The organism is Microcoleus sp. PH2017_24_DOB_U_A, assembly GCF_020738205.1.
Classification (GTDB): domain Bacteria; phylum Cyanobacteriota; class Cyanobacteriia; order Cyanobacteriales; family Microcoleaceae; genus Microcoleus.
Window position 1 is genome coordinate 22325 of the sequence record NZ_JAEQCT010000026.1, and the last position, 22823, is coordinate 45147.

The 22823-nt window shown below is 46.3% G+C and carries 22 protein-coding genes; 14 read left to right on the top strand and 8 right to left on the bottom strand.

Features of this window, described 5'->3' with window-relative positions; genetic code table 11:
* The first annotated feature begins 19 nt into the window (after positions 1 to 19).
* The 6 genes from JGK07_RS05685 (at position 20) to JGK07_RS05710 (ending at position 7844) form a co-directional block, all read left to right on the top strand.
* Positions 20 to 2674 (top strand): GAF domain-containing protein, encoded by a 2655-nt coding sequence (locus tag JGK07_RS05685; RefSeq protein ID WP_293183091.1) that lies wholly within the window; start codon positions 20 to 22, stop codon positions 2672 to 2674.
* 150 nt (positions 2675 to 2824) lie between these two features.
* Complete coding sequence (locus JGK07_RS05690; protein WP_293183089.1) at positions 2825 to 3967, top strand: hybrid sensor histidine kinase/response regulator; 1143 nt, start codon at positions 2825 to 2827, stop codon at positions 3965 to 3967.
* A 632-nt stretch (positions 3968 to 4599) separates the two neighbouring features.
* On the top strand, positions 4600 to 5310 hold the full coding sequence (locus JGK07_RS05695) for a transposase (RefSeq protein ID WP_293241535.1): 711 nt from the start codon (positions 4600 to 4602) through the stop codon (positions 5308 to 5310).
* A 15-nt stretch (positions 5311 to 5325) separates the two neighbouring features.
* Positions 5326 to 5805, top strand: a complete 480-nt coding sequence (locus tag JGK07_RS05700; protein WP_293183085.1) for a transposase — start codon at positions 5326 to 5328, stop codon at positions 5803 to 5805.
* Between the two features lie 6 nt (positions 5806 to 5811).
* Positions 5812 to 6642, top strand: a complete 831-nt coding sequence (locus tag JGK07_RS05705; RefSeq protein ID WP_293192144.1) for a GUN4 domain-containing protein — start codon at positions 5812 to 5814, stop codon at positions 6640 to 6642.
* 611 nt (positions 6643 to 7253) lie between these two features.
* Entirely contained in the window at positions 7254 to 7844 is a 591-nt protein-coding gene (locus JGK07_RS05710; protein WP_293183081.1) for a YdcF family protein, read from the top strand.
* 228 nt (positions 7845 to 8072) lie between these two features.
* Here JGK07_RS05710 and JGK07_RS05715 read toward each other — a convergent pair whose 3' ends face one another.
* The 6 genes from JGK07_RS05715 to plsX all read right to left on the bottom strand — a co-directional run bounded on the left by JGK07_RS05715 (position 8073) and on the right by plsX (position 14747).
* On the bottom strand, positions 8073 to 8711 hold the full coding sequence (locus tag JGK07_RS05715; protein ID WP_293183079.1) for a 1-acyl-sn-glycerol-3-phosphate acyltransferase: 639 nt from the start codon (positions 8709 to 8711) through the stop codon (positions 8073 to 8075).
* 188 nt (positions 8712 to 8899) lie between these two features.
* Positions 8900 to 9844, bottom strand: a complete 945-nt coding sequence (locus JGK07_RS05720; protein ID WP_293241538.1) for a substrate-binding domain-containing protein — start codon at positions 9842 to 9844, stop codon at positions 8900 to 8902.
* Between the two features lie 10 nt (positions 9845 to 9854).
* On the bottom strand, positions 9855 to 10568 hold the full coding sequence (locus JGK07_RS05725; protein ID WP_293241541.1) for a PspA/IM30 family protein: 714 nt from the start codon (positions 10566 to 10568) through the stop codon (positions 9855 to 9857).
* Positions 10569 to 10955: 387 nt separating this feature from the next.
* On the bottom strand, positions 10956 to 11837 hold the full coding sequence (gene fabD, locus JGK07_RS05730) for an ACP S-malonyltransferase (RefSeq protein ID WP_293192140.1): 882 nt from the start codon (positions 11835 to 11837) through the stop codon (positions 10956 to 10958).
* Between the two features lie 520 nt (positions 11838 to 12357).
* Positions 12358 to 13359 carry a beta-ketoacyl-ACP synthase III gene (locus JGK07_RS05735; RefSeq protein ID WP_293157417.1) on the bottom strand — a complete coding sequence of 334 codons (1002 nt, stop codon included), beginning with the start codon at positions 13357 to 13359 and terminating at the stop codon, positions 12358 to 12360.
* A 335-nt stretch (positions 13360 to 13694) separates the two neighbouring features.
* Positions 13695 to 14747: a phosphate acyltransferase PlsX gene (gene plsX, locus JGK07_RS05740; protein WP_293241544.1), complete on the bottom strand. Its 1053-nt coding sequence runs from the start codon at positions 14745 to 14747 to the stop codon at positions 13695 to 13697.
* Positions 14748 to 15221: 474 nt separating this feature from the next.
* Between plsX and JGK07_RS05745 the strand changes: the two genes are divergently transcribed.
* The 8 genes from JGK07_RS05745 to JGK07_RS05780 all read left to right on the top strand — a co-directional run bounded on the left by JGK07_RS05745 (position 15222) and on the right by JGK07_RS05780 (position 21861).
* Entirely contained in the window at positions 15222 to 16559 is a 1338-nt protein-coding gene (locus JGK07_RS05745; RefSeq protein WP_293183069.1) for a D-alanyl-D-alanine carboxypeptidase, read from the top strand.
* 175 nt (positions 16560 to 16734) lie between these two features.
* Positions 16735 to 17019: a 30S ribosomal protein S16 gene (gene rpsP / locus JGK07_RS05750; RefSeq protein WP_293157400.1), complete on the top strand. Its 285-nt coding sequence runs from the start codon at positions 16735 to 16737 to the stop codon at positions 17017 to 17019.
* On the top strand, positions 16991 to 17476 hold the full coding sequence (locus tag JGK07_RS05755; RefSeq protein WP_293183067.1) for a KH domain-containing protein: 486 nt from the start codon (positions 16991 to 16993) through the stop codon (positions 17474 to 17476). Before rpsP ends, JGK07_RS05755 begins: the two co-directional genes overlap by 29 nt.
* A 772-nt stretch (positions 17477 to 18248) precedes the next feature.
* Positions 18249 to 19202: a PhoH family protein gene (locus JGK07_RS05760; protein ID WP_293183065.1), complete on the top strand. Its 954-nt coding sequence runs from the start codon at positions 18249 to 18251 to the stop codon at positions 19200 to 19202.
* Positions 19203 to 19413: 211 nt separating this feature from the next.
* Positions 19414 to 19818, top strand: a complete 405-nt coding sequence (locus JGK07_RS05765) for a ChuX/HutX family heme-like substrate-binding protein (protein WP_293183125.1) — start codon at positions 19414 to 19416, stop codon at positions 19816 to 19818.
* A gap of 180 nt (positions 19819 to 19998) precedes the next feature.
* Entirely contained in the window at positions 19999 to 20784 is a 786-nt protein-coding gene (locus JGK07_RS05770) for a DUF6816 family protein (RefSeq protein ID WP_293206152.1), read from the top strand.
* A gap of 34 nt (positions 20785 to 20818) precedes the next feature.
* A complete protein-coding gene (locus tag JGK07_RS05775) occupies positions 20819 to 21124 on the top strand; it encodes a hypothetical protein (protein ID WP_293206154.1) in 306 nt (101 codons plus the stop codon).
* Positions 21125 to 21126: 2 nt separating this feature from the next.
* Entirely contained in the window at positions 21127 to 21861 is a 735-nt protein-coding gene (locus JGK07_RS05780; RefSeq protein ID WP_293183059.1) for a hypothetical protein, read from the top strand.
* 56 nt (positions 21862 to 21917) lie between these two features.
* On the opposite strand, the gene JGK07_RS05785 is transcribed toward JGK07_RS05780, so the two are convergent.
* Together JGK07_RS05785 and JGK07_RS05790 are read right to left on the bottom strand one after the other, a co-directional pair.
* Positions 21918 to 22283: a hypothetical protein gene (locus JGK07_RS05785; RefSeq protein WP_293192133.1), complete on the bottom strand. Its 366-nt coding sequence runs from the start codon at positions 22281 to 22283 to the stop codon at positions 21918 to 21920.
* Between the two features lie 15 nt (positions 22284 to 22298).
* The gene (locus tag JGK07_RS05790; RefSeq protein WP_293224107.1) at positions 22299 to 22676 is read right to left on the bottom strand and encodes a papain fold toxin domain-containing protein; all 378 of its coding nucleotides are present in this window, start codon (positions 22674 to 22676) and stop codon (positions 22299 to 22301) included.
* Positions 22677 to 22823 lie beyond the last annotated feature (147 nt).

Here is a 22823-nt window from a genome sequence, read left to right on the forward strand (position 1 = left end):
TCTGAGCAAGCAGTTAATCATGACATTCTCCAATGCTGGTAGCGTTCTGGCTACACTGACTCAAGTCAATTTTATGGGGGCATTGACCTCTCGTGTTAAGAGCTTGCCAGTTACTGAATTAGTGTGCCTGCTGGACTTTGTAACGGCTGAATTTCAGCAATTTATCCGGGCAATGGACCTGATTAACAATGAAGCACTCGAAACTCTCTTAGAGCAACTGTTAGATGCCTTCACTGTCAAAATTGGTCAAATTTTGCAAGCAGACCGGACAACAATTTTTTTGGTAGATGCCAACAAAAATCAACTGTGGCACAAAACAGTGGATGGGCTCACGGGCGAAGATATAGAAATTCGCTTGCCGATGGATGCAGGCATTTTAGGCTACGTAGCAACTACTGGAAAATCGCTCAATGTCTTGCATGGTAGAGAACACGAGCATTTTAATGCCGAAGTAGACGAACCGCCGAACTACCGGGTTGAGACTATCCTCTGTATGCCGATTTTTAGCAGTAAGAGCCAGCACGAACCCGTAGCGGTGGTGAGACTGTTAAACAAAGCTGGCAATGCCCCCTTTACCGAGGAAGACGAACAGCAGTTTCAGGCTTTTGCAGATTCGATCGGGATTATTCTCGAAAGCTGTCAATCTTTCTACGTCGTGGCCCGCAACCAGCGAGGGGTGGCCGCACTTTTGAGAGCTACCACGACGTTGGGTCAAAGCCTTGACTTGGAAACAACTTTGCGCTCTGTCATGGATCAAGCTCGGGACTTGATGCAAGCCGATCGCAGCACGCTATTTTTATTAAATCCCGAAACCAACGAACTTTGGACAAAACTCGCCAAGGCCGACGGCAAAACGATGATGGAAGTCCGCATTCCTGCTAACAAAGGAATTGCAGGCTACGTGGCTTCGACCGGTCAAACTCTAAATATTACAGATGCTTACGACGATCCCCGCTTTGACCCATCTACAGACCAGCAAACGGGATATCGCACTCGCACTGTCTTGTGTATGCCGGTTCATAACGCCAAAGGTGAGCTGATTGGGGTGACTCAACTAATTAATAAGACTCAAGGCACTTTCACAACTTCCGACGAAGAGTTTTTGCGAGCATTTAATTCCCAAGCCGGAATGGCGCTGCAAAATTCTCAACTGTTTCAGAACGTGATGGTGGAAAAGCAGTATCAAAAAGATATGCTGCAAAGTCTTTCAGATGCAGTCATTTCCACCGATTTGCAGGGGCGAATTGTCACAATTAACGAAGCCGCGCTGGAATTGTTGGGCTGTCCGGTAAATCAAGATAAAAGCAAACACAATCTCGTGATTTGGGAAGATAAACTGATCGATCGCTATGTTTGGGAAGTTGTGCCGATCGATAATTTGCAATTTCGACTCGAAGACAGTCTCCTGAATGCTGCCAGACATTACGTTCCCGAACAAAGTTTAACTGTGGGACTGTTGGTGGAAACAACACTGGGTAGCGCAGCAGCAGATACAGAAGCAGAAAGTTACATTTTGGCCGTGCCCGATCGCAATGACCCCACCTTATATTACGCTTGGGGCGAAAACAGCGCCTGGACTGAGGAAGTAGCGCAGGCAGAATTAGCTAATTCCCAATCTCTATTTTCGCTGCGGAATGCTGACCTCTATCACCCTTATTGTCCCCTACCCATCTCCGGCTCTCGAATTAAAGTAATTGAACGCAGTTTGAATTTAACTGTCAACCCGCTGATCAATCCAGAAGGTGGCGCGCGCGGCGGTTTAGTGGTACTCGAAGACATCAGCCGCGAAAAGCGGATGAAAACCACAATGTCTCGCTACATGACTCCCGGAGTCGTAGATAAAATCATGGCCTTGGGCGAAGGCTCCCTGATGGTGGGCGAACGCAAAGAAGTTACTATTTTATTTTCCGACATTCGCGGCTACACCACTCTGACCGAAAATTTGGGAGCCTCGGAAGTTGTGGCCCTATTGAACCAGTATTTTGAGACGATGGTGGAGGCCGTTTTCCACTACGAAGGCACTTTAGACAAGTTTATCGGCGATGCTTTAATGGCGGTGTTCGGTGCGCCCCTGCCGCTCAATCCCCCGGAAAGTCACGGTTGGATGGCGGTGCAGTCGGCTTTAGATATGCGCCGGCGCTTGAAAGAGTTTAATGATTCTCGCCCAGGCGCCGATCCGTTTCGCTTCGGAATTGGGATTAGTTCTGGAGAGGTGGTTTCGGGAAATATTGGTTCGGAAAAGCGGATGGATTACACCGTAATCGGGGATGCGGTGAATTTGAGTTCCCGCTTGGAACAGCTTACAAAGGAGTACGGCTGCGATATAATTTTGAGCGAATTTACCTACAATTTGTGCCGCGAACGGATTTGGGTGCGAGAGTTGGACAAGGTGCGGGTTAAGGGCAAAAATCAGCCGGTCGGCATTTACGAGTTGCTGCAAATTAATTCCGATCCCCTCGATGGGGAAACCGAAAGGTTTTTGGAACTTTACAACAACGGCCGCCATGCTTATATTGCTAGAAATTTTCAGCAAGCTATTAATTATTTTGAGGCGGCTTTAGCTATGCGACCGAGCGATCGACCTGTGGAAGTTCAGATCGAGCGATCCCTCAGCTATTTGGAAATACCCCCGCCCGACGAATGGGACGGCGTGCATACTATGACAAAAAAGTAGCATATTTTATCATATCCGAGAGCCTAAATGTAAAAAAATTGGATAAAGTTTTGAGATCTTCCTTATGACAGAGTTAAGAAGTGGAAAAATGTGAAAACATGAATCGGATGCCACATTAAAGTTAGTATTTATTTTCATACCGACAATTAAATGAACTATTTATCTGTTCCGAATGCCACAAAAGCCGATCGCATTCTGGTTGTAGATGACGCACCAGATAATGTTTTGTTGGTGCAGACAATCCTGGAAGAAGAAGGTTACGAAATTAGCACGGCCGAGAACGGCTTTTCGGCCTTAAGCCAAATTGACAAGTCAACCCCCGATTTGGTATTGCTAGACGTAATGATGCCGGGAATGGACGGTTACGAAGTCACCCAGCGAATGCGACAAAATAAGGAATTGCCCTTTATCCCGATTTTGCTGATCACAGCTCACGACAGCGCCAGTGTAGTCCAGGGACTCGACATGGGCGCAGACGATTTTATCCGCAAACCCGTGGAAATGGACGAACTGCTGGCGAGGGTGCGATCGCTCTTGCGGCTCAAACACAGCGTAGACGAACGAAATTCGATCGCCCTCCAGCGCGAAGATTTTGTCTCCCGACTCGCTCACGACTTGCGGACGCCCCTCGTAGCAGCCGATCGAATGCTAACTTTAATGCAGCAGGGAGCTTTGGGAGAAATCTCGCTCCCCATGTGCGACGCTTTCGGGACAATGGTTCGCAGTAACAAAAACCTGATCGCGATGGTAAATATGCTGCTAGAAGTCTACCGCTACGAAGCAGGGCGCAAATCCCTCAGTTTCGCTCCGGTTGACTTGCGCCAGCTTATTACCGAAGTAGCCGAAGAACTCGCTCCCCTAGCCGATGCTAAAAATTTGTCGGTGAATTTAGACTTGAGTGAAAGTGCAGAAAGTGCTCCGATTGCCAAGTATCCGGGCGATCGTCTGGAGTTGCACCGCTTGCTGACTAATTTAATCGGAAATGCGATAAAATTCACCGACAGCGGCTCTATAGATATCCGCTTAAAAGCTGCCAATTCACCTGTTTATACGAGCTTCAAAAACCAACCGCTGGCATGGGTAATTATGGAAATCCAAGACACCGGCGCCGGAATTTCTCCCGCCGAACAAGCGAAGTTATTTGAAAGGTTTGGCTCGGGAACTCACAAGAAATCCAGCACAGGTTTGGGACTGCACCTCTGCCGCCAAATAGTCGAAGCTCACCGCGGCACGATCGTGGTCAAATCCGAGTTGGGTAAAGGCAGCTTGTTTACTATTCGCTTGCCTTGTTAGAGCGATTTAATTAACTGTAGATGACTTATTTCATAAATGTTTGATGGCTAGAGCAACCGCAGATTTAAGGCAGATAAACACAGATAAACGCAGATAAATTAAAGATAATTTGCGAAGAAATGCAGGAAGTAAAAGTAGGGTGCATCCGCTCAAGATATTTCCTGGGACAATTGATAATCTCAAAACTGATGCACACCCTGAATAGATGGTGCGTCAGAATGAGATTTTTGGCGATCGTTAAAAATGACTAAACTGACGAACCCTATCGCTGACTTTGGCTCGGACTCGCATTCCGCACTACAAACCAGTCAATCACGAATCAGAAAAATAGCTTCGTAGTCAGGACTTTAGTCCTTCTTTGGCTCGGACTCGCATTCCGCACTACAAACCAGTTCGAGACTGAATGATATCACTCGTGCGATGTCTGGGCCAGCAATACAATCAGAAAATTATTAGGCAGATGTCATATAATTACTTGGCAACTGAATTTACTTCAACTAAAACAACAGGAGTCCCGCACCAAACACGGTACGAACTTGAGTGACGGGAGGAATGCGCGTGAGGCTTGCATAGCTGAACAAATTATTGATAAACGCAGACAGACTTTCTTCAATACATGATAGAATCTTGTCATGAAACAAGTCCTGACAGTATCTTGCAAACTCCAAGTAATGCCTGAGCAGTCCATCAAAATTGATGCAACACTTCAGGCGTTCGCGAATGCTTGCGAATATGTGAATCAAACTGTATCGCCAACTCTGACAAACGAATTGGCGATGCAATCCTTGATATATCACGATGTCAGAGATATGTTTGGACTTTCGGCGCAGTTGGCAATCCATGCTATCAGACGGGTTTCTGGTAACAGAAAAACAGCCAAAAAAGATGGGAAGTCGGTCAATAAATTTACTCCTACTAGCGTCACTTACGATGCTCGTATCTTTTCTTTCAGGGAAAAAGATTGGACGGTAAGTTTGACTACTACTGGTGGTAGGGAACGGTTTGTACTGGCTATCGGAAACTACCAACTTGGATTGTTGAAAGGTCAAAACCCAAAGACTGCTACTTTGTGCAAACGCAATGATGGTAGTTACTATCTTAATATTCAGCTTGAATCTATGCCCGTCGAACCTCCACCAAGCGATCGAGTTTTGGGCTGTGATTTGGGTAGGACTGACATTGCAGTTACTTCTGATGGAGATACATTTAGCGGTAAACAAATTACCCAAGTTAGAAATCATTATGCCAAGTTGAGAGCGAATCTCCAACAAAAAGCCACGAAGGGCACGCGCAGCACTCGGCGTAGATGTCGAGAATTGTTGAAACGGTTGTCGGGCTCTTGAAAGCGCTTTCAGACATTGGTAAATCACACTATCAGTCACCGTATCGTAACTAAGGCTCAAAACAAAAATCAAGCGATCGCTTTGGAAGATTTGACTGGAATTAGGGAGCGCACAAATCAGCAGCCACGCTCGAAAAAAGAGCGGAGACTTAGCAATAGCTGGGCATTTTTTCAGTTGCGCCAATTCCTAATATACAAAGCCATAAAGCATAGCGTCAAGATTTTGTTTGTCGAGCCTAGATACACTAGCCAAATGTGCCACAAGTGCAACCATATTCATCCTGTAAAGGGTGAGTCTTATAGGAATGGCAAAAAGTTTGCTTGTGGTCATTGTGGATGGAAAGGTGATGCCGACTTAAACGGCAGTAAGAATATTGCTGTTATTGGGGCTTCCGTAAATAAGCCTGAAGGTTCGAGATTATTTTGCAATTTGCAAGATCATTTCAGGGCTATTGAAAGTCCACACTGTACCTGTACTCATGTCAGTGCTGGGTAATTTACTATGTCTGACTGTCCAGTGTGCGGTGCTGAGTACCTAGAAAAAAAAGCAGAGTTTTGCTCGATTTGTGGCTGGGATTTGACTCCCTACCCGCAGCGTGCTAAGCCTTCCAAAACTTATTTAAAACAAGAACAAGTTCGATTGCAGTGGGCAAAACAAATGTGGGAATCGGCCCGCAATCAACAAAATTGGTCAGCCAGATTTGACGAGTTGCAAGAGGAATTACAGCAAGGTGCGATCGCCCGCGCGTACCTGCAATCTCAGTTAGAATGGGTTCTGTACCGCCTCGAACAACTCAATCCCGAATCCATTACCAGCACTTTACTGCGACTGGAAGAGAAAATCGGCGCCTTACCTGACCAAACTCCGGCTATCTCTGAAGTGGGGATGGATTACCGACAACTGACAAAGCTGTTAGAAACTGGAAAATGGCGCAAAGCAGACGAACATACTTGGGAAATTTTGCTGCAAATCTCTGTCAGGGAAGACGAAGGCTGGCTGAGTGCAGCCGATATTGACGGGTTTCCTCTTACAGACCTTCGCACGATCGACAAACTTTGGCAACAACACAGCAGCGGGCGGTTTGGATTCACCGTACAACAACAGATTTGGGAAAGTACCGCCGGAAATTATACCCAATTGTGCGATCGACTCGGCTGGCGAGTCAAAGAAAATTGGAAATATTACAGCGAGCTCTCATTCAGCGAAAATGCTCCCCCCGGACACCTCCCCGTTACCGCCTGGAGACATCGCGCTTGTTACGGTGCTGGTAAACTCACCGCAGCAGAAAACTTTGCCCGCATTGTCGGGAGAGTTGCTACGGGCGATCGCTAATCATCCAAAATAAAAAATTCAAAATCGCCATTACCTGCTATAATCAAAACGGTTCAGCAACTGGGGCTGTGGCTCAGATGGATAGAGCAAGCGCCTCCTGAAGAATCGGGCACCCTGCGAGGAAACTCTGGGAGTGAATGTGGTCAAACTCAAGGAAGCCTAAGTCTGACAGCAGATACGGTAATCTTGAGCCAAGCTTTATCTAAATTTTGTTTAGGTAAGGAAGGTGCAGAGACTGGCTTTAGGAAGTAAACACCATAAAACCTCCTAAACATACGGCCACCACCTAAAGGCCGCAAGCCTACGGTGAAGGAATAGTCCGGAGAGTGGGGAAACTCACACAAATCTGAAGCGCTAGGTCGCCGGTTCGAACCCGGCCAGTCCCGTTAAAAATCAAGAACAATTAAAAGCAGAAGGGTAAACCCTAAGTTTTATCCTTCTGCTTTGCATATGCGTTAACCTGTATATTCAATCCAAAATCTAAAATCTAAAATCTAAAATCCTCTGACCATTGTTTAAATTTTAATTTTTAATTCCTGTTAGTGGGTTGTACGTGCGGTATTTTTTGTTATGGTTCCTGTGTCAGCTAAATAAAGTTTTTATAGGTTTAGATGTGGTTGAGAATAAATTTAAACAGGCGGCGTTACCCGCGTTTGAGGAATTCACCCAATTTTTGGTTCCTACTAGGGCTTTTGATGGCGTTTTGGTTTGGCTATCAGCAGCTTAAGAGCGAATTTCAGAGACCCCAAGCTTTGTTGGTTCTAGGTGGGGCTACGGAGCGAGAGGTGTTTGCCGCCAAATTTGCTCGATCGCACCCTCAATTGCCGATTTGGGTGTCTTCTGGGAGCAATCCTGAGTTCGCCGAATGGGTGTTTTCAGAAGCGGGAATTAAGTCCGATCGCCTGCACTTAGACTACAGAGCAGTGGATACGGTAACAAATTTTACCACCCTGGTAGATGAATTGAAAGCTCAAGGGATTGAGAGCGTGTATCTGATCACTTCTGACGATCATATGCGGCGAGCTCAGATTATTGGCGAAATCGTGCTCGGCAGTCGAGGGATTAGTTTTAAGCCTGTAGCAGTTCCGTCTGGGCGAACCCCCGAACCCGTGCAAAAAGCTCTCCGCGACGGCGCTAGAGCCATTATGTGGCTGACTACGGGTTATACAGGCGCTAACTTCAGCCAAGCCAGAATTGAATAGACAAAGAAAGGACGGCGGTTGAAACCGCTTTTGACCTCTTACTCGTAGGCGAAGCCAGCGCGAAGCGCTTATGTGGCGAAGCGCCCGTCATCAGAGTAAGAGGTCAAACTACAAAAACGAATTCCGCCGGACGCCGAATGAAGAAAATAACGTAACTTTAACCGCCCGTTCTTCAACCCGCTTGGAGTGGGTTTTGTTTGTCTGGCGTGCGAATTCTATTCGCCCGGTTCAGCGACCCAAATCGTGCATCGCATTAATCTCAGTTGCACATCTTTGAGTCAGCGCTTCCAATTCCGCGCGATCCGACGAAGCGGGCGCCTCAATTAGCTTGCCAATTCGCACCGTCAGCGGCACCGGACGCGGCACTATTGAACCTTTGGATGCGATCGCATGAGTTCCCCACAAACTAACGGGTAATAGCGGTGCTTTTGCCTTAGCAGCTATCAGCGCAGCCCCCAATTTCGGATCAGTAATTCTACCGTCTGGCGTCCGAGTTCCCTGCAAAAATACACCCGTAGCCCATCCATTTTCTAAAGACTGGATAGCCGATCGAATTGCACTGCGATCGGCACTTTCCCGCTTGACTGGATAGGCACCATAAAGCGTAATTGCCTGCTTCAAAATAGGAACTTTAAATAACTCTTCCTTTGCCATAAATGCCACTGGCCGCCTCATGGAACTAGATAAAATCGGCGGATCGAAATCGCTGGCGTGATTGCTGACTACCACAAATGGGCCTTCTGCTGGCACATTTTCTGCACCGTAGATGCGCCCCCGAAAGTAAAGGTGCAGCATCGGGCTGACAATTGACCACTTGAATAAATAGTAAAGAAGTAAACTTTCGACTGGTTCGCGACTTTTGCTCACGGAAAACCTTAGATTTTAAATTACACTGAATTTTAGCCTATCAGTTCCGCTCTGTAAAATTAACTAGGACTTGCAAAAAAACGCAGGACGTAATGATGCGCGGGTGCATCGCGATCGCATAACTTGAAATAGAGGCGAGAATTCCCGCAGCGACGCACCCGCGCGAGTTGATGGCTAACTCAGGCCTGTTAATTTCCGGCTAGCATCGCTTTTTTTCCTTCCTCGGAAGTCGCGTAACCCAAGAAATCCTTAACCGCTTGGCTGGGGGGATTTTTGTAAGCGTAGTACAACTGGCGCTGATAGCGATAATTGGGGGCTTCCGGCGTCGCACCGTCTACGGGTACAACCCTCACCGTTTTCTGATTGACAACTTGAGCGAAAGTGGCATAGCCGATGCCGTTGTTACCTAAAGCTTGCAGCAGCGGAGTTGTCGCATCTCGATCGAGCGTAGTAACATTTTGCCCGGTGCCAAAACTACCGCCTCCGAGCACTTGTTCTTTGAAAGTTTGGTGAGTGCCGCTAATTTCGGGTCTGTTAATTACCTTAATCAAGCCTGCTGAACCGCCGACTTTTGACCAGTCTTGAGCATTTCCCTTGAAAATGTCTTGAACTTGAGCGGCAGTTAAACCTCCTTGAAACGGGTTGTTAGTGCCGACTACGATCGCAATTCTATCTAAAGCAACGGGCACTGCTGCCAAACCCCTAGCTTGGTCTTGGGCATTCAAAGCGGTCGATATCGCGGCAATATCGGCTGTTCCCGCCACCAAATCCTGAATTCCTTTTGCAGAACCATTTGCTTTGGCATCGACTGTAGTGCTGGGAAACTTGGCTTGAAAGCCATTCTTAAGGTTGAGATTGATTGTCACCATGCTGGTAGAACCGTCAATTCTCACCGCCGTGCCCGCAGGTACGGCAACTGGTAGTGCAAAGGAACTAGCAGCAACAGGCGATGCTAAGCCGGCTGCGGGCGCAACGGGAAGCGGGTTGGAACTGCCACCGCCTGCGGGTGTTGGGGGATTGGAGGAATTGTTAGCATCCTGTGCCGCTGGTTTGTTCAGAAAAAACCAGCCACCGGCTGCGAGGAACAGGAATAAAAAAATAAAAACTATGGGGGGAGGCCCGCTCTTAGCCATAAAATTCTCCTTAGTTCGGAAGTTTTTTGTTGTCCGGGTCGTCTAACATTTGCAGCCTGCGACTGACTTCATCATCTTCGGTCATGTTTTCTAATTCTGCCTGAAGTCTTTCTTGGGGGTTCTCAGATATTTCTGCTAAAGCTTGCTGTTCGAGGTTATGCTTTTCGACGGCATTTTTGGCTTGTTCAAATTGCGATCGAGCTGAATCAATATTAAGATCGTTGTTGACTTTGGATATGGCGCCGAGAGCTTCGTTAATCTCGACCATATCTTTCATGTTTTGCATATCGGTTTTGTAGGCTTCCAGCTTCGTGCGCTCTCGATTCAGCTTGTCTTTGGAAGCGTTCACAAACTGTTCGGCTTGTTTTACTGCATCTTCGTACTGCGGCAGGATTTTTTCTATCTGAATTACCTTAGATATGGCTAAGCGGGCTGCTTCTTCGTTGCCGTTGCGGTTGGCTGTCTTGGCTTGGCGCTCTAAAGTTTGCATCTCTCTAACTTTTTCTTCATATTTTGTTTTGGTGCGCTGGTAGGCTGCAACTTGTTTAGAAACTGCTTCTGCGAGCTTTTGGACGGACTCTTGCATCGATCGCAGCGACTCTTCGGCTACGGCGACTGAAATTTTACCACCGGATTCTACGGGAAGTCCCCACAGCCAGTTCCACCCGCCTACTATGGTTCTGCCGGCTTTTTCGCCCATCAGCCAGTAAATAGCTTTTTTCATATAAGTACCGGATTAGCTTGATTTTTATTCCTAGTTTAAATCAGAATTTGCCGATCGACCTCAAGGGCGATCGATATATAGATTATTTTTAATCGCGATTTTTAGCTGTTTGGATTGTCGATCGCAAATTTGCACAACAGGTCGTAGTAAAATTTTCCTGTTGTGCTATTTATTTTTCGGCAATTTTCTGATCGATTAACTCAATTTTACCAGAAAGAATTGGTTGAAAGCCGGAACCCCGATCGGGAGAAATTAAAATCAGACTATTCATTACTCCAATCCTCTTCCTTCTAGGTAGAGGTCGCTCTTAAACTGTCAACTGTCAACTGTCAACTGTCAACTGTCAACTGTTGAAAGCCTGCGGCTGAATAATCGGTTAACAATAGATTAAGCGGGCAAATCTGCAAAACTGCTGACATTTACCAGCGCTAAATTGGGACAAGTCCGTTTGATCAAACCTGTGAGAACTTTACCTGGGCCAATTTCCACTACGCGATCGATTCCTTGTTGTGGCAATTGCAGAGAAATTTCTCGCCAGCGCACGCCTTTAGTCATTTGATAATTCAACCGCTGTTTTAGAGTAGCTGCGCTAGTAGTCGCTGTCGGTTCTGAGTTCGAGAGTACCAGCATTTTAGCATCGGAAAATCTTGCCGACTTTAACGCTAGTTGAAACTCTGCCGCCACCCCGGCCATCAGGGGAGAGTGAAACGCGCCGGAAACATTCAATTTAACCGCGCGTTTGACTTTTATTTTGGCTAGCAAATCTTCTACTGCTGTCGGCGTGCCAGAAATCACTACTTGTGCTTCGCTGTTATCGTTGGCGAGCACCACATCTCGGCTGTATTGAATTTGCAGTTCTAATTCCTGCCTGTCGAAGCCGATCAACGCCACCATTTGCCCGCCGGAGGCAGTCTCCATCAGTTCGGCGCGGCGTTTGACTAAGCGCAATCCCGTTTCAAAGTCAAAGACGCCTGCTGCGTACAGGGCAACATATTCTCCTAAACTGTGACCGGCAACTACTGCGGGTCGATCGCTCTTTTCTCGCATTAAGTCTGCCAAAATGCTTTCTACTACGAACAAGCAAGGCTGAGTGTAGAGAGTCCGAGATAGTTTTGCTTCTTCTTTTTGGCAAACTTCAGGGACAGACCAGCCTAAAATTTCTTTAGCCAGCTCAAATTTAGCTTTGGCTGCTGGCAAGTTTAATAAGTCTGCACCCATCCCGATCGCCTGGGAACCTTGTCCGGGAAATACCCATGCTGTTTTAGTCATTTTTCCGGTAATCTGCTAATTGGTGGTTGCTAAGAAAGTGATTGCAAAAATTCTTTGTTTCCCGCTTCTGAGTTCGCTGACTGGTCTCCGCTATCTTTCGGTTCACGAACTATCTACTCGCGACTCACAACTATAACATAATAACTGCGCTTTTTTCGAGGTTTATATTTTTTTTGCTACTTTAATTCAGGTCGATCGCCGTAGCACAATTTTCAACCTTCTAGCTGGGGAAAGTCGATCCAAAAATAGAGGATTTTCAATGGCAGCACACTCTTGTCCAGAATTCCTGTCGAAGGATGCACGGCTTGGTGCAGGCTTTACCCTATGCTATGACCTGTGTATGGCGTGTTAAAAGATTTTTCTTTTTTAATGGTCGCACGCCCGATGTCAGCAGGGCAAGTTTAGAGCAAAATATTGTACCAGTTCCCTAAAATCATGAAACTGCTAGCCTGCGCTTCCAACCCATAGTTCATCAGTGATTCCCCAATCTAAAATCTAAAATCTAAAATCTAAAATCGTATTACCTTCCCCATTGAAAAATCGCCGCCCCCCAACTCAAACCTGCACCAAAACCAGCCGCAGCAATAGTCTCACCAGATTTAACTTTACCCAGACGCACCGATTCGTCTAAAGCAAGGGGAATTGAAGCTGCTGAGGTATTGCCGTAATTTGCTAAATTGCTGATTACTTTTTCCGGGGGAATCTTGAGCCTTTGGGCAACTGCATCGAGAATCCGTTGATTGGCTTGGTGCAACAGCAGCCAGTCAATTTTTTCGGCGCTGATATTTGCCCGAAACATCGCTTTTTCTATGACTTCCGGCACTTTTTTGACGGCAAACCGATAGATTTCTTGACCGTTCATGGCGATCGGCTCAAATCCACCTTGTCCGATATTCACGCCCTCAATTAATGATTTTGACTCGGCTTTGTAGGCTAAATTGAGAGACGAATTTTGCGTGCCGTCGCTGCGAATTTCAAATCCCAAAAATCGATCGACCTCTGAAGCCTGCAATACCACCGCACCTGCACCGTCTCCAAATAAAATGCAAGTACCCCGATCCGACCAATTCACCCAGCGAGATAAAATATCTGCTCCGATCAGCAAAACATTTTGATAAACGCCTGTCCGAATGAACTGCGAGGCTGTAACTAAACCAAACACAAATCCCGAACAAGCTGCTGTCAAATCGAAAGCCACAGCTTTTGTAGCGCCCAACTGATATTGAATTTTGCCCGCAGTGCCGAACAAATCGTCAGGGCTTGATGTGGCCAAAATAATCAAATCGATATCTGTCGGCGAAATTTCTGCCATGGCGATCGCCCTGCGGGATGCCTCCGATGCCAAATCGCACAAAGAAGTGCGATCGTCCGCCAGCCTGCGCGATCGAATGCCCGTTCGCGCCGCAATCCACTCGTCAGACGTTTCTACAATCTGACTCAAACCATTATTATCTAGCGAAACCTGCGGTGTACAAGACCCGCTACCCGTGACGGCAATGCCGAACCCTGATTGCTGCAACATTCCTCTCCATTTACTCGCTGTTCGGTCGAGAAATTAAAAATTAAAAACTTCAAATTTAAACTATTTTTTAAACTGCTGAAATTACTTTTTTCAAGCAAAACAGTTGGTTTAATCTGACATTTTTAATTTGACTTTTTTAATTTTTAATTTCTACTTACTAGAAAGAATTGGTTTAAAGCCCCAAGCCCGGGAGAAATTAAAAGAAGACTATTCATTACTCCAATCCTCTTCCTTCCAGGTCGAGGTTGCACTCAACTGTCAACTGTCAACTGTCAACTGCCAACTGTCAACTGCCAACTGCCAACTGTCAACTGCCAACTGTCAACTGTCAACTGTCAACTGTTCAAAGCTTCTTGTTCCACAGCGCTTTCGCGATTGGACGATCTAATTCGCTCCAGCACTTGGTTGTCAATAGCCCCTTTTGCCAAACGAATGGCATTAAAAATCGAGGCAGCTTGAGACGAACCGTGGCTGATAATGCAAACTCCAGCAACGCCCAACAGCAAACCGCCACCATGTTCAACGTGGTCTACTCGCTGCTTGAATCCTTGCAAGCTTTTTTGCAGCATAGGATCGTTAATTTGATGTTGGAGCCCTTTGACCAGCTCTTCCTTGAGCACCTGGACTACGACTTCGCCCACCGCTTCGGCAAACTTCAACAACACGTTGCCGACAAACCCGTCGCAGACAATCACGTCAAAGTTCCCCGACAGCACGTCGCGGCCTTCGGCATTGCCCACAAAAGGAATGTTCGGATTGTCCGCCAATAACTGATGGGTGCGTACCGCAGCGTCGTTGCCTTTAGAAGGTTCTTCGCCAATGTTTAGCAGGCCGATTTTTGGTTCGGCGACGCCCAGCACGCACTGGCTGTAAATAGTTCCCATCAGAGCAAACTGCTCCAAAAATTTTGGGCGGCAGTCCACATTAGCGCCGACATCGAGAATGAGTACAGAGGTACCCGGTACCATTGTCGGCAAAACCGCACCGATCGCGGGGCGATCGATTCCAGGTAGCCGCCCCAACCTCAGTAGGGCAGCCGCCATTGCCGCACCGGAGTGACCGGCGGACACCACAGCATCAGCCTGCTGCTGCTTCACCAAGTTCATGGCTACGTTAATCGAAGCTTTGGGCTTGCGTTTGAGGGCACTTAGAGGTTCTTCGTGCATTTCCACCGTTCCTTCTGAAGGAACGATTTCTAGCTGACCTGTAGAGACGCGGCCGATCGCGTCTTGAAGACGTAGCGAGTCTTCTATTTGCTGCGGGTCGCCCACCAGCAAAATCTCTACGCCTAACTCTTCTTGTGCCTTAAGCGCTCCAGCTACAACTTCGGCGGGGGCGTGATCCCCACCCATAGCGTCTATTGCAATTCTTGCGCGTGTCGATCCCATTGACCAATGTTTGAGAAACACTAAAAATTCTACCAGGAAGTCAGCCGATTTTCGATTTTCGATTTTCGATTTTCGATTGAGTTACAGCCTGAAATCTGGCAGCAGAAACTAGGGTCGAAAATTTTGGGAGCATCCACGAATGGCGTCGGGGCGTTGTACCCGTTTCTTGCGGATCTGGAGTCTGAATCCAGAAGTGCGAATAAATAACTAAAATCTGCTCGCACTCGATCGGACAATTGTCATTTGCGACTACTCTGATAGAGTTTGTGCCTACTTTACTATTTTTGACTGCAAATTGAAAAACTCAATAGAATAATTTACCTGACCCCGCCCAAAAACGGATAAAAGTTTCCGACACTCGTCGTGACTCGGGCCCAAAATTTTAGACCGGAGTTCAAGCCCCCAGATTGATTCTGTGGAGTAAATCTAAAATCTAAAATCTAAAATCGACTGACTGAACTATAGGTGTAAAAAATGCTGGATTTATTATTTAGCTCGGGAATCATGTCTCTGTGGCTCGACATGGCTGGGGTACACAGTGTCGCGCCCAACGCTGTGTCGCTACTGGCTTGGCGGGGAGGGATACCCGGGTTAGTGGTGGCCGAAGAGCTGGCTTTTGGAGGAGTAGATGCAGCAAATCGAGACTTGCCGACATCCGTCGCGGTGGAGGAATATTTAAAAGATTTGAAGGCAAAACATCTGATAGACGGCAATCAGGGAGTTTGGGTACAAGCCGGAATGGTGCCACTGGTAAGTCAGCAGGGAAAGGTACTGATGCCAGGGGCTTCGCTGACTAAGATTGCCACTTCTCTGGCTTCGCTGGAAACTTGGGGCACCGAGCATCAGTTTGAAACACGGTTCCGGGGAACCGGGCCGATTAGGAATGGGGTGTTGCAAGGAGATTTGGTTGTCAGTGGTGGTGGCGATCCGTTGTTTGTGTGGGAAGAGGCGATCGCCGTGGGTAATGCTCTCAATCAAATGGGTATCGATCGCGTGGCCGGCAACTTAGTGGTGACAGGCAATTTCCGCATGAATTACCAGTCCGATCCTTTGGCTGCGGGGGAGGGTCTGCGGCAGGCTCTCAATGGGCGCAGTTGGCCTTCTGACGTGCTGGCAATATATTCTAAGATGGCTCGGGGAACGAGAAAGCCGCAAGTAACGATCGCCGGCACGGTGATTGCTGAAAAATTTGTGAGCTCGGGACATTTGCTGCTGAAGCGCCGATCGCTCCCTTTACCCGAAATTCTCAAGCAGATGAACGTCCACAGCGACAATGACATTGCCCAAATACTGGCAGACAATTTGGGCGGACACAAAATAGTCCAGCAGCAAGCGACTTGGGCGGCGGGGGTGCCGGCGGCGGAACTTCAATTAATTAACGGTTCGGGATTGGGAGTGGAAAATCGGATGTCTCCGAGGGCGGCTTGTGGGATGATGCAGGCGATCGCGCGCAACCTTCAGACTACGGGGCTGACTATTGCTGACTTGTTTCCGGTGTCCGGGCGCGATAAAGGAACTTTGGAACACCGACACATTCCGCCGTCGGCTGTGGTGAAAACCGGTACCTTAGATACGGTGATTGCTTTGGCTGGAGCCATACCCACGCGCGATCGGGGTTTAGTTTGGTTTGCAATTATTAATCGCGGCACCGATTGGGACTCTTTGAGAGCGCAGCAAGATATATTTCTGCAAAAATTGGTGCAGCAGTGGGGAACTGCACCGGCCCTGCCACTAGCAATTACACCGCACATTGACGGCGCTAGACCAGCTTTGGGGGCAGCAAATCGCAGCGATATTTTGCTGGGAGGTTAACGTCAGTTGACAGTTGACAGTTGACAGTTGACAGTTGTCAGTTGGCAGATTAATGCTTTTAGGCTCGATGCCCGATGCCCGATGCCCGATGCCCGATGCCCAATTCCCCACAGCATAATGTGAGATTTCGCGCGTGGAGTATGTCACAATTGATCGAGGACTATTCTGCAAGAAGATGATCAAACTGCGATTGAAGAGATACGGGAAAAAACGCGAGACCAGCTACCGGATTGTAGCTATGAACAGCTCTACCCGCCGCGACGGCCGTCCCCTAGAAGAACTCGGCTTCTACAACCCCAGAAATAATGAAACCAGGCTGGATGTTCCAGCGATTGTCAAGCGCCTGCAAGAAGGCGCTCAGCCAACTGACACCGTGCGTGACATCCTGAGAAAAGCGAATGTATTTGAACAAGTCGGAGCCGGAGCCAACGTTGAATCCAGCACAGCAGCAGTCAGCTAGTCCCAACTATTCTGGACTGGTTAAGTTTTTAATTGGGCCTTTTTTAGAGTCGCCCGCGTCTTTGCGAGTTGATTGCGAACTGCACCCGCGCCAATCCCGGGTCTGGGTTCGGCTCGCTTTTGAAGATCCCGATAAAGGGCGGGTTTACGGTAGGGGCGGACGCAATATTCAGGCAATAAGAACTACCCTCGAAGCGGTGGCGCAAACGGCGGGCCAGTCGCTGTACTTAGATATATACGATGGTGAAGCGGGCGATCGCAACTCCGGGCCACCTAGGGGCGATCGCGATCGTTCGGATCGCGATCGTCCGGATCGCGCTAGGCGCGATGGGGGAGACTTCCGACCCCGGAGTGGGCCTCCGTCGCCGACTCCCTTACCTAGCAGAACCCCGAGAGAACAACCTCGCCGTACTAACACACCTACGTTTAGAACGAGCAGAAATACTCCCGGTTATTAACTGTTCTGCTGAATGAGAGACAATTTTAGATTTTAGATTGCCTGTTGTAGACTTTGTGTTACAAACCCCGTTGGATTTGAGATTGCCAGTTTTGCGATCAAACAAAAATGTAAAATTTTAAATCTAAAATCTCAGCGGGATCGGGTAAATCTAAAATCTAAAATCTAAAGTTGTCTGACTTCATCAAAGCAACACGGGATGCGGGAAACTCAGACACAAAGCGTGCTCAGAGGGAAGCGACCCGAGGGACTTCAGTCAAGAGTGTTCTTGAAAATGTGATATAATTTGAGTTGGGAGTAAGAACAAAAAACATCTACGTGTTGAAGCATCCTAGTATCGGAGAAATCCCGGCTCCTATGAAACAACGGTTAGGTTTAAGTCCTGATGTCAGTATGACAGGAAAGAGCAAATAATGGCAGGTTGTGGAGCGTACCGCGTCTTGGCAAGTGTGATGGATTCTGAAAGCATTGAAACAATAAAAGTAAACGCGATTACAACATTGGCAATGTCGGTAGTTGTTTTGAGTGTTTAGGCGGCGTTTGACGGTCGCAGCGAGAGTTTACTCGCGATCGCAGAATCGAGCGTGTCTTTAGACCTGAGAGTGTCAAAGAAGGGAGATTTGATTTGTGCCTCAAGCACCAAATTTATTTGCGATTTAAACAGAAAAGACGCCTGAGATACTAGGTAAAATCTAGTACCGGGCGTCTTTTTGTTCGTAAAACAAAGCTGATTGTTAACTTTTAATTACTTACTTGGAGGAGCTCATGCTGGCATGACTGAAAAACTAACAATAGAGTTACCGAGCAATCAAAGCGCCATGTCGCTGGCCGGAAATCAAGAAGAAAACTTGAAAATTATCTCTAAGCAAACCGGCGCCAACCTGGTAATGCGAGGCCAAGAACTGCTGATTTCCGGCACAAAAACTCAAGTAGAATTGTGTCATAAATTAGTGCGATCGCTCTCCGACTATTGGAAATCCGGCAAAACCATCACCGGAGTAGAAATCCAAACAGCGCGCTACGCATTGGATACCAACCGCCAAGAAGATTTGCAAGACTTGCAACGAGACGTACTCGCCAAAACCCGCCGCGGCGAAGAAATAAGAGCCAAAACCTTCAAGCAGCGGCAGTACGTCCAAGCAGTACGCACCCACGACCTAACATTTTGCATCGGCCCCGCTGGTACTGGAAAAACATTTCTAGCAGCTATTTTGGCAGTGCAAGCACTGTTAAGCAAGCAGTACGAAAAGCTAATTTTAACCAGGCCCGCCGTAGAAGCAGGCGAAAAATTAGGATTTTTGCCTGGAGATTTGCAGCAAAAAGTCGATCCCTATTTGCGCCCGCTTTACGACGCCCTCCAAGAAATAATCGACCCCGAAAAAATGGCCGATTTAATGGAAAGAGGCTTGATCGAAGTAGCTCCTTTAGCTTATATGCGAGGGCGTACTCTCAGCAATGCTTTCGTCATTTTGGACGAAGCTCAAAATACAACACCTGCTCAGATGAAAATGGTGTTGACTCGTCTGGGCTTTCGATCGAAAATGGTAGTGACGGGCGATATCACTCAAACAGATTTGCCACCAAACCAACAGTCGGGACTGTCAGTTGCTCAAAAAATTCTGGGTAACGTTGAAGGCATTGCTTTTTGCGAATTCAATCAGTCAGATGTGGTGAGACACCCGCTAGTACAGCGGATTGTTGCAGCTTACGAATTGCACGAAAAATAGTCAGTTGACAGTTGACAGTTGACAGTTGACAGTTGACAGTTGTTATCGGTTATTTGTTATTTGTTATTTGTTATTTGTTGTTATAATAACTAATAACTAATGCCCAATTCCATAAAAATTGACAGTTGTTATCGGTTATTTGTTATTTGTTGGTTCTAACAACTAATAACTAATGCCCAATGCCCAATTCCCAATTACCTATTTCCAAATTATGCCTAATCTCAAAGAATTCTTAGAAGCTTGCGAAAAATTGGGGACGCTGCGTTTGATCGTGACTAGCAGCGCCGCTGTACTGGAAGTGCGCGGTTCAATTCACAAGCTGTTTTATGCAGAGTTGCCCAAGGGGAAATATGCAAATATGCACGCCGAAATATTTGAGTTTCACCTAAATATGGACAAAATTAAACAAGTGAAATTTGAGACCGGCGAGGCAAAAAGAGGCAACTTTACTACCTATGCAATTCGTTTTCTGGACGAGCAAAATGATGCTGCGTTGAGCGCGTTTTTGCAGTGGGGAAAACCTGGTGAATACGAACCTGGACAGGTGGAAAAATGGCACGAATTAAAAGAACAATACGGGGAGGTTTGGGAACCTGCACCTGTTGAGGCAATTTAAAACTAACAAACAATAAAAAAGGTTGGTAGTGAGGACTTCAGTCCGCAAAAAGAAGGACTTGCATTCCTCATTACCAACTTTTGGTAGTGAGGACTTCAGTCCGCAAAAAGAAGGACTGAAGTCCTCACTACGAACGAATTAGAGCAAAATATAAAGTTAGCTGTTTGAATGTAATTTGGTATGAAGGTAATTTGGGTTTTTTGTCTGGTTTTGGTTGTGTTGCTGTGGGGTGGCGGTGCGAGGGCGGGGGTTTTGGGCGATCGCATTTCCAGTTTTCCCAATTGGGATAGCAAGCCTCCCATCGCCGTAGCTAAGGGAGATTTAGTGTATCCAGACTGGATGGCCGGAAGTTGGAATGTTGCCAGCACTTTAATAGATTTAGCAGCGCCTTTAGCCCCAAATATTGTCACGCCTGGATTTGAAAAAAACCGCCAGTATTTGCAGCAGCCAGTATTGTTTAAAGTTCGATTTCAACCTGAAAAATTTATTGGTTTAATTTCTACTTATACATCTAAAAAAGCTCCTAAAATTGTAGCCGATCGCAATTTTAACGGTTTGAACATCGCCAAAGCCTATTTAGGCAACGGTGGCGTACTTTCCGTGAAAGTCGATCCAAACAATCCCAACCGCCAGATTACCATACTCAAAGGCGATCGCCAACTAATCTCGATTGTCACCAGTCGCGGCACTGAAACGCCGAATCCTCGGGAGTTTGTATCTACAGAAATTTCTCAGCAGGTGTTTCGGGGCGAGACTGATATTTATTTAAACGAAGTGGAAACAACCACAGCTTATCGAGTGATTGGAAGCGGGGAAAATGGATCTTCTGGGAGTAAAAAAATTGTAGCCGATCAGGTGACAGCGATTTATTTATCGCCCCAAGACCCGGATTATTTCGCGGCTGGAGGGCATCCTGTGGCTTTGTACCGATATCGCTTGGAGTTGGTGCCGGGAGAATCGAGCTAATTTATTGTGAATTATGGCAACTCTATCAGGGCGAATGGCATGGGAACGCATAACACAAGCTATCTCAACTAGGATTAATCCAAAAGCAAGCGACTTTCAAATGTGGGCTGAGTCACAACAGGGCTGGCATCCTACTCAAACACCTAATGGCCCGTTAAAATATATTGATAAAAACGGAGTAACTAGATTAACACTCAAACAGGGAACTCCAAGAGCTCCCGGAAGCAACCACCCTCATGTAGAGCTAAAAAATGCTAAAGGCAGTAGAATCGATCTACAAGGAAAGCTCGTTAACAGAAAAAGCCCAGCTAATCATACTCCTATTGATTGGGACATTTAAAAATGGAACGCTTAAACTACTGGCAATTTCCGGGATTTGAAAATATTTATCTAGAGGATAGCTATGTACTTAGCATTAATGATAAAACATCTATACAAATCCTCTTGGAAGCTGTTCTCACAGAAAATCACTCTCTCTACACTCAACCCTTACCTGAAGAACAGTATTGTTATCGGCGGATGAGCTTAAATTTTCCCTACCCTCAAACCTACGATTTGGTTCTGAACAACATCAGCCCCATTGCAGATCCAGATGGTAGCGTTGATTACGGGAATATAGACGAATTTTTTAGCGCGGATGGCAAATACTATTTAAGAGGGGAATGGGGAGAACTTACTATAGTTTCCGATCCACCCCTACTTTTTGATGTAGAAAACTACCTAATTGTCAAAAACGGCGATAATTTTATTGAAATTAATAAGGAAAAAATTAGTATTTTTGAATGGAAAAGGGAAAGAAAAGGAGTAATCACCTTAGTTTACGAAAACACTTCAGGAAGTCCTTTATCTGTTCAAATTCAGGCAGAGCAAGATCCCGAAGGCTTTGCAGCCGTTTTGGGGTATATGGGTGAAATTGAAAGAGGTTATACAACTGAGTTAACAGGAGGCGATCTGACTTTTGACAAGCTCAAGCAATATTACGCCGCTAATTTGAATCAGGAAAATGTGCAAGCGTTTTCTGTTAAATATCCCAGCTCAACGGGCGATAAATATTTGATTTCGGCAATTACTTCCTAGAATTAAGGTGAAATCTCGATCCAGGCATTGTGAAGTGAGGATTTGAGACATCTCTGCTAATTGTCTTTGTCTTCAGCAATTTTATCGAGATTAAAAAATTCTTCCAACAGTTTGAAAAACTTATCGAGGGCGTCTTTTTCATCAGCAGAGAAGAAGAGAATTATACTGTCCCATCCGTGACTTGACGTAATTTGATATCTTTCTTGTATCCACTCTTGAAATCCATCAAGTTGTTGTTGTTGTTCTGTGTCGGGAAACCCAAGTTCCGCTCTAGCCGTCTCATATCCATCTAAAAATGCGCGCAGGCGGGTAATTGAACACTTGCCCAAATACATACCCGGTCTTTGTTTGATTCTTTGGAGTAAATCAAAAAAGTATTCATTTTTAACATCTAGTTTATTAACATTAACTTCGACCACCATAAAAATAGTCTCCTTTTAAAAATCTTCTTCTGTCACTATAAACCGTAAACCATTAAATATTTTACCGTGAAATTGCAGATTTGTCATCCATTGCTCTTTAGTAAGTCCATCCGGGTGATGGTTATCAAAAATAGTCTCTATATTGTTGATAACAATACCGATTCCTTCGTGGCGACCATTTTCTGAAATAGCATCTCTCGGTACGCTATCATCATAAATGCCACTGTTCCTGCCTCTGCCGAATCCAGTGTACAGTTTTATGCGCTTTCCAGGAATTCCTTGACTTGTCAAGTAATCTTTGAGATTGGTGGCGCACTCAACACATTTAAAGTTTTCATGGCGATCGACAATAGCCTTGATTTGCAGTATTTGCTCAGCAGTAATCTCACTCATATCCCACCACAACCAACAAATTGATGACTTACGCATCGATGGCCATAAACCGGGTTTTTTACGAAAAATATTCGCTGTAGCCCGCAGATTCGGTAAAAAACCCGGTTTCTTAGGAATAGAAATTAAATAACTTAAGCAAATTTGTGG